Below are 11,304 nucleotides of genomic sequence, written 5' to 3' on the forward strand. Positions count from 1 at the left end.
CCGGATGACCCACGCCGACTCGCCAGCCGGCGCGGTGGCCGCGGCGGACGCCGTCGCGGCCGCCGGCGTCGAGGCGTACCCCCGGATCGTCGCGACCCTCATCCGGTTGACCGGGGACTGGACGTTGGCCGAGGACTGCGCCCAGGAGGCGTCGGCCGTGGCCCTGGAGCGCTGGCCTGTGGACGGTGTGCCGGCCAACCCGGGCGGCTGGCTCATGACGGTGGCCCGCAACCGTGCGCTCGACGTGCTGCGTCGGGCCGCCGCCGAGCGCCGCAAGCTGCACGACCTGGCGCTGCTCACGCCGACGGACGCGCCACCCGGGCACGACCTCGTGGACGACAGGCTGCGGCTCATCTTCACCTGCTGCCACCCTGCGCTCGCGATGGAGGCCCGGGTGGCGCTGACGCTGCGCACCATCTGCGGCGTGCCCACCGCCGACATCGCCCGGCTCCTGCTGGTCAGCGAGTCGACGATGACCCGGCGGCTGACCCGAGCCCGCGCCCGCATCGCCCAGGCGGGCATCCCGTACCGGGTGCGGAGCGGGCCGGCCCTGACCGAGCGGCTGCCCGGCGTCCTCGCCGTGCTGTACCTGCTGTTCACCAGGGGCTACGTCGCCGACGGCGAGCCGGCCTTCGCCGACGAGGCGGTCCGGCTGGCCCGGCTGCTCGACGCGCTGATGCCCGGGCAGTCCGAGGTGGCCGCCCTGCTGGCGCTGATGCTGTTGCAGCACTCCCGCCGGGACGCCCGCCGGGACGCCGCGGGCAACCTGCTCACCCTGCACCGCCAGGATCGCGCGCGGTGGGACCGCGCGGCCATCGCCGAGGGCCTGGCCGCCCTTGCTCGGGTACGCCACGACGGGCCGTACGCGTGGCAGGCCCGGATCGCCGCCTGCCACGCCATCGCCACCTCGGTCGACGACACCGACTGGCCGGCGATCGCCCTCGCCTACGACGCCCTGCTGGGCATCAGGCCGTCGCCGGTGGTGGCGCTCAACCGGGCGGTCGCGCACGGCTACGCGTACGGGCTGGCAGCCGGACTGACCCTGCTCGAAGCCGCACGTGCCGGAGGAGGCCTGGACGGTTACCCGCTTGCCGTGGCCGTGGAGGCCGATCTGGTGGCCCGACAGGGTGACCGGCTGCGGGCCGAAGCGCTGTTCCGGGCGGCGGCGGCTGCGGCGGACTCGACCGCTGAGCGTCGCGCCCTGCTCCACCGGGCTGCCGACCTCGCCCGATAGGCCGGGCGCGCTCGAGCGGTGTGGGGTCAGCCGCGCTTGGCCAACACCAGGAATCGGGTCCAGGCCGCCGGGTCAAAGGCGAGCGCCGGACCGGCCGGGTCCTTAAAGTCCTGTACGCCGATGACGCCCGCGAGGTTGTCGGCCACCTCGACGCCTTACTCGGCGACGAAGGTTCCTGAGCCCGGTACGCCGACCACCAGTCCGCGGGACTTCAGAGCGTCCACGGCACGGGCGACGGTCCGTCGGGCTGATCCGTACTCCTCGGCCAGCGCGTCGTACGTGGGTAGGCGTGAGCCTGGCCGGAATTCCCCGGCGGCGATTCGTCGAGTCAGGTCGTCCTCGATCTCTCGGGCCGTGTACGGGATGGGCACGTGCGTCATGGTCCTTCCTACCCGCGCGAGCCCTGCTTGCACCTATGGCACTACTTGCACTGGCGGCACTGCTGGCACTACTTTGGTGTAAGTAAGGGCGCGGCTCGTGGTGGACAGCGAGTCGGTACGGGTCGCTGCGAGATGGAGGGGCGTCCCGCCTCCTGGCAAGAGGCGGGCGTTCCGCCCGTTATGCGGAGGTGGTGCCGGTGCTGCCCGAGGAAAAGCCGATGCAGGTGCCCGTCAACGTTGATGCGTGACGGTGGCCATTCCGGACCGAGCGGATCGAGTGTGGGGAATGCGGCGATGCGCTGCGGGTCGAGCGGTTCACGGCGCTGTCCGAGCTGGCTGCGGCCCTCACCGAGCACGTGTCGCGCTGTCGCGTCTTCTGCTGATACGACGGCCCCACGCGCCGACCACACTCCCGTTCGCTGCGATTGCAGCGGTGGCGACGGTGCGGGCGAGCCAACCAGTGACAGAACTTCGAGATCTTGGACAGTCTCCGTTCGGCGCTAACGGAAACTGTCCAAGATCTCGTGACGGAGGCGGGAAGACGGATGGCTGTACCGCCTGGTCGACATGATGGGCCCATGAATTGGCCAGGTATGAGGTCGGCCGGCGCTACGTTCGAAAGGAGCCACCCGGATACGACGCAGGCTCCCTCCCGCCGAGGCGGGAAGGAGCCTGCGAGCCGACGGTACGTCAGTTGGCGATCATGCGGCGCAGCACGTACTGCAGGATGCCGCCGTGCCGGTAGTAGTCCGCCTCACCCGGGGTGTCGATCCGGACCACCGCGTCGAACTCCACGCCCGTGTCGGTGCTGACCCGCACGGTCCGCGGGGTCTCGCCGTCGTTGAGCGCCGTCACACCGGTGATGGTGAACGTCTCGGTACCGGTCAGGCCGAGCGACTCGGCTGTGGTGTCCACCGGGAACTGCAGCGGAAGCACACCCATGCCGATCAGGTTGGAGCGGTGGATCCGCTCGTACGACTCGGCGATGACCGCCCGGACGCCCAGCAGCATGGTGCCCTTGGCCGCCCAGTCCCGCGACGAGCCCGAACCGTACTCCTTGCCGGCCAGGATGACGAGCGGAATGCCGGCCTCCTGGTAGGCCATCGAGGCGTCGTAGATCGAGGACTGCTCGCCGGTGAGGTGGTTGACGGTGAAGCCACCCTCCACACCCGGCACCAACTGGTTACGCAGCCGGATGTTGGCGAACGTGCCCCGGATCATCACCTCGTGGTTGCCCCGGCGGGAGCCGTACGAGTTGAACTCGTGGCGCGGCACGCCGTGCTCGGCCAGGTACGTGCCGGCGGGGGAGTCGGCCTTGATCGAGCCGGCCGGCGAGATGTGGTCGGTGGTCACCGAGTCACCCAGCTTGGCCAGCACCCGCGCGTCGGCGATGTCGACGACAGGGCTCGGCTCCTGCTGCATGCCCTCGAAGTACGGGGGCTTGCGCACATAGGTGGAGTCGTCGGCCCAGGCGAAGGTGTCGCCGGTCGGGGTGGGCAGCGACTGCCACCGCTCGTCACCTGCGAACACGTCGGCGTACGCGGCGCTGAACCCGGTCGCGCCGATCGCCTGGGCGATGACGTCCTGGATCTCGGCGCTGTTCGGCCAGATCTCCCGCAGGAAGACCGGGTTGCCGTCGCTGTCCTCACCGATCGGCTCGTTGGCCAGGTCGATGTCCATGGTGCCGGCGAGGGCGTAGGCGACCACCAGCGGCGGGGACGCCAGGTAGTTCATCTTGACGTCCGGGTTGATCCGGCCCTCGAAGTTCCGGTTGCCGGACAGCACCGACACGACCGACAGGTCGTGCTCGTTGACCGCGGCGGACACCTCCTCGGGCAGCGGGCCCGAGTTGCCGATGCAGGTCGTGCAGCCGTAGCCGACCAGGTTGAAGCCGAGCTTGTCCAGGTACGGCGTGAGGCCGGCACGCTCGTAGTAGTCCATGACGACCTTGGAGCCCGGCGCTAGGGTGGTCTTCACCCACGGCTTGCGGGTCAGGCCCTTCTCCACGGCGTTGCGGGCCAGCAGGGCTGCCCCGATCATCACCTGCGGGTTGGACGTGTTGGTGCAGGAGGTGATCGCGGCGATCACCACGGCGCCGTGGTCCAGCTCGTACTCGACGCCGTCGGCGCCGGTGACCCGGATCGGGTTGCTGGCCCGGCCACCCGCTCCGACCGCCGCCGTCTCCAGGTCGCGCGGCTCGTCGGCCGGGTCGCTGAAGTCGTTGGCCGGCGGGTCGCTGGCCGGGAAGGACTCGGCGCTGGCCTCGTCGGCCGGGCCGTTCGCGCCGCGCGGAAGCTCCTCGCGGGGTACGCCCGGCTTGAGGTCCCGCTCACCGACGGAGTCGTCGGCGACGTAGTCGGTGAGCGCCGAGCGGAACAGCGTCTTGGCGGCGCCCAGCGGCACCCGGTCCTGCGGGCGCTTCGGGCCGGCGAGCGACGGCTCGATGGAGCCCAGGTCCAGCTCCAGGCGCTCGGAGTACTCCGGCTCGGCCTCCGGGTCGTGCCAGAGGCCCTGCTCCTTGGCGTACGCCTCGACGAGCGCGACCTGCTGCTTGTCGCGGCCGGTCAGCTCCAGGTAGCGGATGGTCTCCGCGTCGATCGGGAAGATCGCCACGGTGGAGCCGTACTCGGGGGACATGTTGCCGATCGTGGCCCGGTTGGCCAGCGGCACGGCGCCCACGCCAGGGCCGTAGAACTCGACGAACTTGCCTACCACGCCGTGCTTGCGCAGCATCTCGGTGATGGTCAGCACCAGGTCGGTGGCGGTGGTGCCGGCCGGCATCTCGCCGGACAGCTTGAAGCCCACCACGCGGGGGATCAGCATGCTGACCGGCTGGCCGAGCATCGCGGCCTCGGCCTCGATGCCGCCGACGCCCCAGCCCAGCACGCCCAGGCCGTTGACCATCGTGGTGTGCGAGTCGGTGCCGACCACGGTGTCCGGGTACGCCTGGCCGTTGCGCTCCATGATCGTGCGGGCCAGGTACTCGATGTTGACCTGGTGCACGATGCCGGTGCCCGGGGGGACGACCTTGAACTCGTTGAACGCGGTCTGGCCCCAGCGCAGGAACTGGTAGCGCTCCTTGTTGCGCTCGTACTCCAGCGCGACGTTGCGTTCGAAGGCGTCCTCGCGGCCGAACAGGTCGGCGATCACCGAGTGGTCGATGACCAGCTCGGCGGGGGCGAGGGGGTTGACCTTGGTGGCGTCGCCGCCCAGGTCCCGTACCGCCTCGCGCATGGTGGCCAGGTCGACCACGCAGGGCACGCCTGTGAAGTCCTGCATGAGCACCCGCGCCGGGGTGAACTGGATCTCCACGCTCGGGTCGGCGGCGGAGTCCCATCCGCCGAGCTGGCGGATGTGGTCGGCGGTGATGTTCGCGCCGTCCTCGGTCCGCAGCAGGTTCTCCAGCAGGATCTTCAGGCTGTACGGCAGCCGATCGTGGCCGTCCACCTTGTCGATCTTGAAAATCTCGTAGCTCGCGTCTCCGACGCGTAGCTGGGTCTTCGCACCGAAGGTGTCGAGGCTCGCCACGTCGTACTCCTTCACACCAGCGACCGTGAGTAGTCCTGAGCAGTCTGTCGCACCGGTCGGGGTGCCGCCGAGGTTAGGTGACACTTACCGCCGATTCCGCTCTCAACAAAACCGTACGTCCGTCTTGCTAGTTCCGCAAGCCGGCGCGCTCGCCGCTCGGTTCGTCTTACCCCTAGCCTCCTAGGACGGCCTGCGGGGTGTGCGGCCGATCTCCACGGCCGCGCCGCGACGGCACGTACGACAGGCTCGCCACGGGTAGGGTTCGAGGCCCGCCGGGGAAGGGGTCCACTGTGTTCGACGTCCAGCACTGGCTCACGTCCCTGCCACCGATCGCCGTCTACCTGCTCGTCGGCGGGGTGATCGGCGTCGAGAGCATGGGAGTTCCCCTGCCCGGCGAGATCGTCCTGGTCAGCTCTGCTCTGCTCGCCGCCACCGGTGTGGTCGAGCCGGAGTGGGTGGCCGCCGCCGCGGCCACAGGCGCGATCGTCGGCGACTCCATCGGGTACGCGGTGGGCCGCCGGGGCGGACGACCGCTGCTCGTCCGGCTGGGCCAGCGCTTCCCCCGACACCTCGGCCCCGCCCAACTCGTCCGCGCCGAGCAGAGCTTCGCCCGGCACGGCGTGTGGGCGGTCTTCTTCGGCCGGTTCGTGGCACTGCTGCGGATCCTGGCCGGGCCGCTCGCCGGGGCACTGCACGTGCCGTACCGGCGCTTCCTGATCGCCAACGCGGCCGGCGGGCTGGTCTGGGCGTTCGGCACCACCTATCTGCTGTTCAGTGTGGGTCGGGCCGCCGAGCACTGGCTCAAGGACATCTCCTGGGCCGGCCTGGCCCTCGCGGTGTTGGCCGGCCTCGCCAGCACCTGGTGGCTGCGGCGACGGGCCCACCGGATCGAGACCGCCTCGCCGACCCCGGACGCCGAGCCGACCCGCGCGGCCAGCGAACTCTGACCTGGACGCGACGAAGGGCCGGTCCCCGTGGTGGGGGTCCGGCCCTTCGTCGTTGGTTGGTGCTCAGCTGGTGGCGTAGCCGCGGGTGGCGATCCAGTCGGCGAGGTGCTCGACGGTCACCTCGTACGAGGCGGTGTTCGGGTCGGCCGAGTCGGCGATCTTCACCGTCTGGCCGTTGTCGCGGTAGCCGACGACGCTGATGTAGTGCCCGCCCTCGAAGGAGTGCACGCCGCCGTCGGTGTCGGTGGTGGTGCCGGCGATGTTGGCGACCACGGCCCGACCGTCGTCGACGGTCTTGACGATGTCGGCGCGCAGCTTGTCGGTCTGCTTGTCGTCGGCCGCCGGGGTGCTGATCTCGACCGACCGGTAGGCGTCGTTCTTACCGGTCTCCTTGTTCAGCACGGGGGTGATGTCGTTGATGGAGTTGGTGCCGGCCTCGGTGGTGCCCATCTCCTTGGCCATGGCGTCGACGCTGATGTCCTTGCCCTGCACACTCAGCGCGTTACGGGCGGCGGCGGGGCCGCAGTAGTAGAAGTTCGGCTGGGCCTCGTAGCGCACACCCAGCTGACGCTCACCGGCGGGCTTGCGGTCGGACTGCGTCTGCGCACTGGGCTTGGCGTCCGACGCGGCATACGCGGCGGTCACCGGTCCGGCGATGGCACCACCGGTGAACGCGAGGCCGGCGGCGGTCAGAGCGGTCTTACGAATCAGATCGGTACGCATGATGGCGTGCTCCTCTGCATGTCGGGGGTACACGGCACGCCAAAGGGGATGGGCGTGCCGCACGTGCAAGGGGGAAAAGGTCTTCGCTCCCGGCGGCCCTTGGGGGCCGGCGTCGGGAGACTGTGCAACGACCGGCGACAGCGGATCATTCCGCCGGGCTGACAGCCCGTGCTTGGCCGTGCGGGGGGATACAACCGAGGCGACCCGGCCGGTGTTCCCGGCGGCCACCCCGCCCCGCGACCCGAAGTCGCGGCGGCGTGCCAGGTATAACGACCCCACCCCAGCCCCGATTCCGCCCCCACGGTGACGCCAACCACGAGACAGCGACACCCAAACCGACAGCCGCCCCCACAATCGGACCCGCCCAACCGGACAACCCGCCCATCCGCCGCCAGACCGGATCTCCCCCCGACCACCCCCGCAACCAGGCACCCTCACCAGACCGCGCCCTGTAGGCGACGGACTGCACCCGAGGCGGCGTGATGACCACGACCGGAGGTCTAACCCACCCGACACGACCCCCCAAGATCCCCACAACGTCAGGGAAACTGCTGCCTCACCACGCGCTGACACAGCAACATCCCCGAAACTGCTGCCGATCTTGGGCGGCCCGGAATCGCACGCCGCCTGAGACGAGAACGCGCCCGGGGACCACCCGGGCGTCAGACCGGACAACCGACGCGCGCGGCCCATGTCGCAGCACAGGCGCAGAAGGACGACAACGACCCCAGCCCTCACGATGTGCTCGATCCTGGAAAGAGGCCCCTCACCGCACGCAGGTGACCACTACAACAAGGATCGAGGACGATCATGCGAGCAGGTGGGTCACTGGGTGTCGAGCAGGGCGAGGACCGCGTCGCGGGCGGCGAGCACGGCTTCGCTGGACTGGGCCGTGTGGTCGAGGATGTCGAAGGAGTGCTGCCCGTCCGGCACCTCGATCACCTGGACCTGCCAGCCGTGGCTGGCCGCTGCCGGGAGGAACGCGTCGATGCCGGCCAGGACCGGGGGGATGTCCCGCCCGGCGCGGGTCAGCACCAGCGGGACGCCGGGGCCGGCGGCGAGCGCGTCGACGGGGAGGAACCGCGCGTCGACGTCCCAGCCGGGGAACGGGACGAGCAGCGGGTAGGTCAGGGCGATCCCGCGCAGCCAGGGCGGCGCGTCGCGGAGCCAGTCGGCGGCGAAGAGGCTCCCGCCGGAGAAGAACCAGAGCACCACCCGGTCGGGGTCGACCCGAGGGTCGGCGCGGACCTGCTCGACCATCGCGGCGATGTCGTCGGCCGAGGCGGGCATTGCCGACAGTTCGGTGACCTGGTAGCTGATCAGCGCGCCGACCACGCCGCTCTCGGCGAGCAGTGCGCCGTAGCCGCGGTAGAGCAGCCAGTCGCGGGGGTCGGGCACGTCTGGTGGGAGTGGTGCGCCGTGCACCACGACGACTGCCGGTGCCGGCCCGGTGCGGGCCGGCACGTACAGGTCGACGGTGCCGTGCCGTTCGACGGGCGCGGCGGGTGTGGCCAGGACGAAGGGTCGCTCGGCGACGGGTGTCGTCATCTGCGCACGATATCGGTCACCCGTCGGTGACGGTGCCCCGCGCGTCGTCCACAGGGGAGTTCTCCCCGGCTTGTGCGTGCCGTTCGAGGAGCCGCTGCCGGATCTCCTCGGGGGTGTACGCGCGCCGTCGTCGTTCGGCGCGGGCGATGACCACGCCGGACGCCGCGACGCCGGCGAGGCCGGCGAGCCCGAGGACCTTCCACCACCGCATCCGTTGCCGCATCGGCCTAGGGTAGACCCTCATGAGCATCAGCCTGGATGAGGCCGTCGAGTTGACCCGCACCGGTGACGTGTGGGTGTTCCGGGGCCGCAGCGTGCCGGACCGGGCGATCCAGTTGACCACCAACAGCCCGGTAAACCACGTCGGGATGGCGGTGGTCCTGGACGACATGCCGCCATTGATGTGGCACGCGGAGCTGGGGCGGTCGCTGCCCGATCTGTGGTCGGGCGGTCATCAGCGGGGCGTGCAGTTGCACGACCTGCGGGACGCGGTCTGCGTCTGGGCCAACCGGTACTGCCAGCGGGCCTGGCTGCGGCAGCTCGACCCGCCGGCGGACGGGGAGATGGAACGGGCCGTGCTGCGGACGATCGCGCGGCTGGACGGGACGCCGTTCCCGTCGACCGCGCAGCTGGCGTGGCGGTGGGTGCGGGGACGGGTGCCGGCGCTGCCGCGTCCCGGGCGCCTCGGGTCCCAGCCGGCGCGGACGTCCGAGGCGCGGGAGCGGGCGTTGGAGACGGCGTACTGCGCGGAGGTGGTGGCGGTGACCTATGAGGCGATGGGGTTGCTGCCGGCGGGACGGCGTCCGAACTGGTACGACCCGGGGCGGTTCTGGAGCGGGGACGATCTGGGTCTGGCCTCGGGTGCGGGCCTGGGTGCGGAGATCGAGGTCCACGTTCCGCCGCGTTGAGGTTTGGCCGGGCCGGTGACAGGCAATTGCTGTCGCCGTGAACGCCTCCACCGATCTCGACACGCTGGCGGACTTCTTCGACAGGTACGGCGTGGCGCTGGTCTCCGGTGACCTGCCGGCCCTCGCCGGCTGTTACGCCCTGCCCGGACTGGTGGTGGCCGACACGTACAGTTTCTCGTTCACCTCGCCGGCGGCGGTGGCGCTGTCCTTCGTGGGCGCGGCCCCCGACTACCAGGACCGGGAGTTGGTCGCGGCGCACGCCCGGATCGAGGACGTCCAGCCGTTGTCCGCGCTGCTGACCATGGTGGCGGTGGAGTGGGAGTTCCTGGACAGCCGGGGGTGCTCGGTGCCGGGTGAGCGGTACCGCTATCTGCTGCGTACCGCCGACTCGGAGCCGGTCATCTGCACGGTCGTCCGGACGGCCTGATCGGCCGGGGTCGCCTGCGCGACCGGCCCGTTCGTGGTGTCGGGTGGGCCGATCGGCCCGATCGGTCGGTGCTGGCTACGCTGGCGCGTCGGTGGGGACGAGGGGAGACCTGATGGCGGTGCGGCCGGAGGGTGCGGCAGAGGCGCGGACGGCTCGACTGTTGGCGTCGGTGCCATGGGTCGTGGTGCTACTCGGCGTGTGTGTGCTTGTGGCGTTGTTGGTGGTCGCGTTGCTGTCGTTCCGTACCCGGGAGAAGGGTGACGGGCCGCGCGCCGCGCCGCCGGTGTTCCTGCCGACGGTGCCGGCGGCGGTGTCGCCGACGGGTGGGCCGACGCCGGCGGGGGTGGAGCGGCGGACGGTGTCGCCGCGGCCGTCGCGGAGCAGTCGGGCGCCGTCGCCCCGGGTCGCCACGGCGTCGCCGTCGCCCGGGCGGGGGAGCGCGCCGGCCGTGGCTTCGACGTCGGCGAGGACGGTGAGCGCGCGGTACGAGGTCGGTACGGATGGCCGCGACGGGACCGCGGCGGTGCTGTCGGTCACGAACTCCACGGGCCAGTCGGTGGACTGGCGGGTGGAATTGACGTACGACGACGACGTGTGGGCCCTGCGGGTGAACGACGACTCGGGGGTTTCTGTGTGGGGGCGGGGCGACGGCGAGTTCGTCCTGCGGGGCACCCGTTCGTTGGCCCCGGGCGACACCCGGACGGTGCGGTTGCGGCTGGGCTGGGGCGAGTCGGGTTCCCGGCCGCTGCGGTGCGCGGTGAACGGGCTGGCCTGCCGCCTCGGCTGATCGCCAGGTCGTCGTCGGCGCTTCCGGGCCTGGCCGTCGGTCGCTACGCTGCCCGGACGGCCTGCTGAGGGAGGTACATGTTCGGCATGCGTCGTGCCCGTCGACCGTCCCGTGGTCCGGTCGCCATCGCGTCGTCGCCGTGGATCGTGGTGCTGGCCGGTGTCGTGGTGATGGTGGTGCTGCTCATCGTGGCCCTGGGCGCGTACCGGGGGCGTAGTCCGGCGCCGGACGCCGGTTCGCCTCCGCCGGCGTTGCCGCTGCCGGCGGTGCCGTCGGAGGAGCCGACGCCGACGCCTACCGGGTCGTCGTCGCCGGCGCTGTTGCCGGGGCTGTCGCCGCGTGCCACCGGGGTGCCGTCGAGCAGTTCGGCGGTGTCGCGGGCACCGACGGCCGGGGTGACGCCGACGCGGGCGGCCACGCGCGCTGCGCAGGCGCCGGCGGTCGGTGGCCGGTATCGGGTGGTGCAGAGCTTCGACGGCGGGTTCATCGGTGAGGTGCTTGTCGTCAACGCGTCGGGCGTTCGTCGTGGTTGGACGGTGCGCTTCGAGTTCTCCGGCGGTGGGCGGCTGGTGACGACCTGGGTGGAGGGCGTGCCGCAGGGGACGGTGCGGCAGTTCGACGGTGGTTTCACGTACGTCAGCGGGGTTGACGTGCCGCCCGACGGGTCGGCGGCGCTGCGGTTCCACCTGGAGCGGGCGTCCGTCACGCCGCGGGGGTGCACTGTCGACGGGGTGCGGTGCAGCGGCTTCTGACGCGCCGCTTCCGCAAGGACGCTGCTTTGTTGCGACCATGTTTGCAAGGTATTGCAGAATGTTTCGGCAA

13 protein-coding genes are annotated in these 11,304 nt (G+C 71.2%); 6 read left to right on the forward strand and 7 right to left on the reverse strand.

Features of this window, described 5'->3' with window-relative positions:
- The first annotated feature begins 4 nt into the window (after positions 1-4).
- Positions 5-1,234 carry a sigma-70 family RNA polymerase sigma factor gene (locus AB0N27_RS03360; protein WP_364362762.1) on the forward strand — a complete coding sequence of 410 codons (1,230 nt, stop codon included), beginning with the start codon at positions 5-7 and terminating at the stop codon, positions 1,232-1,234.
- Between the two features lie 26 nt (positions 1,235-1,260).
- Here AB0N27_RS03360 and AB0N27_RS03365 read toward each other — a convergent pair whose 3' ends face one another.
- From AB0N27_RS03365 to AB0N27_RS03375, 3 genes are all read right to left on the reverse strand, one after another.
- Positions 1,261-1,380, reverse strand: coding sequence for a DUF397 domain-containing protein (locus AB0N27_RS03365; RefSeq protein WP_364362763.1), 120 nt, complete (start codon positions 1,378-1,380; stop codon positions 1,261-1,263).
- Positions 1,381-1,389: 9 nt separating this feature from the next.
- Positions 1,390-1,614, reverse strand: coding sequence for a winged helix-turn-helix domain-containing protein (locus AB0N27_RS03370; protein ID WP_364362764.1), 225 nt, complete (start codon positions 1,612-1,614; stop codon positions 1,390-1,392).
- Positions 1,615-2,304: 690 nt separating this feature from the next.
- Complete coding sequence (locus AB0N27_RS03375) at positions 2,305-5,157, reverse strand: aconitate hydratase (RefSeq protein ID WP_364362765.1); 2,853 nt, start codon at positions 5,155-5,157, stop codon at positions 2,305-2,307.
- 275 nt (positions 5,158-5,432) lie between these two features.
- On the opposite strand from AB0N27_RS03375, the gene AB0N27_RS03380 reads away from it, so the two are divergent.
- On the forward strand, positions 5,433-6,089 hold the full coding sequence (locus AB0N27_RS03380) for a DedA family protein (protein ID WP_364362766.1): 657 nt from the start codon (positions 5,433-5,435) through the stop codon (positions 6,087-6,089).
- 63 nt (positions 6,090-6,152) lie between these two features.
- On the opposite strand, the gene AB0N27_RS03385 is transcribed toward AB0N27_RS03380, so the two are convergent.
- The 3 genes from AB0N27_RS03385 to AB0N27_RS03395 form a co-directional block, all read right to left on the reverse strand.
- Positions 6,153-6,812 carry a C39 family peptidase gene (locus tag AB0N27_RS03385; protein ID WP_364362767.1) on the reverse strand — a complete coding sequence of 220 codons (660 nt, stop codon included), beginning with the start codon at positions 6,810-6,812 and terminating at the stop codon, positions 6,153-6,155.
- Between the two features lie 825 nt (positions 6,813-7,637).
- Positions 7,638-8,360, reverse strand: coding sequence for a hypothetical protein (locus tag AB0N27_RS03390; protein ID WP_364362768.1), 723 nt, complete (start codon positions 8,358-8,360; stop codon positions 7,638-7,640).
- 16 nt (positions 8,361-8,376) lie between these two features.
- Positions 8,377-8,583 (reverse strand): hypothetical protein, encoded by a 207-nt coding sequence (locus AB0N27_RS03395; RefSeq protein WP_364362769.1) that lies wholly within the window; start codon positions 8,581-8,583, stop codon positions 8,377-8,379.
- A gap of 19 nt (positions 8,584-8,602) precedes the next feature.
- On the opposite strand from AB0N27_RS03395, the gene AB0N27_RS03400 reads away from it, so the two are divergent.
- On the forward strand, positions 8,603-9,268 hold the full coding sequence (locus AB0N27_RS03400; RefSeq protein WP_364362770.1) for a hypothetical protein: 666 nt from the start codon (positions 8,603-8,605) through the stop codon (positions 9,266-9,268).
- 37 nt (positions 9,269-9,305) lie between these two features.
- Entirely contained in the window at positions 9,306-9,695 is a 390-nt protein-coding gene (locus AB0N27_RS03405) for a hypothetical protein (RefSeq protein ID WP_364362771.1), read from the forward strand.
- Between the two features lie 75 nt (positions 9,696-9,770).
- Here the strand turns inward: AB0N27_RS03405 and AB0N27_RS03410 are convergent, their stop codons facing one another.
- Positions 9,771-10,232 (reverse strand): hypothetical protein, encoded by a 462-nt coding sequence (locus AB0N27_RS03410; RefSeq protein WP_364362772.1) that lies wholly within the window; start codon positions 10,230-10,232, stop codon positions 9,771-9,773.
- Here AB0N27_RS03410 and AB0N27_RS03415 point away from each other — a divergent pair.
- On the forward strand, positions 10,219-10,482 hold the full coding sequence (locus AB0N27_RS03415; RefSeq protein WP_364362773.1) for a hypothetical protein: 264 nt from the start codon (positions 10,219-10,221) through the stop codon (positions 10,480-10,482). The two genes, AB0N27_RS03410 and AB0N27_RS03415, sit on opposite strands and share 14 nt — an antisense overlap.
- Positions 10,483-10,559: 77 nt before the next feature.
- On the forward strand, positions 10,560-11,234 hold the full coding sequence (locus AB0N27_RS03420) for a cellulose binding domain-containing protein (RefSeq protein ID WP_364362774.1): 675 nt from the start codon (positions 10,560-10,562) through the stop codon (positions 11,232-11,234).
- Positions 11,235-11,304: the final 70 nt, after the last annotated feature.

It is taken from the genome of Micromonospora sp. NPDC093244, from assembly GCF_040683695.1.
GTDB lineage: Bacteria > Actinomycetota > Actinomycetes > Mycobacteriales > Micromonosporaceae > Micromonospora.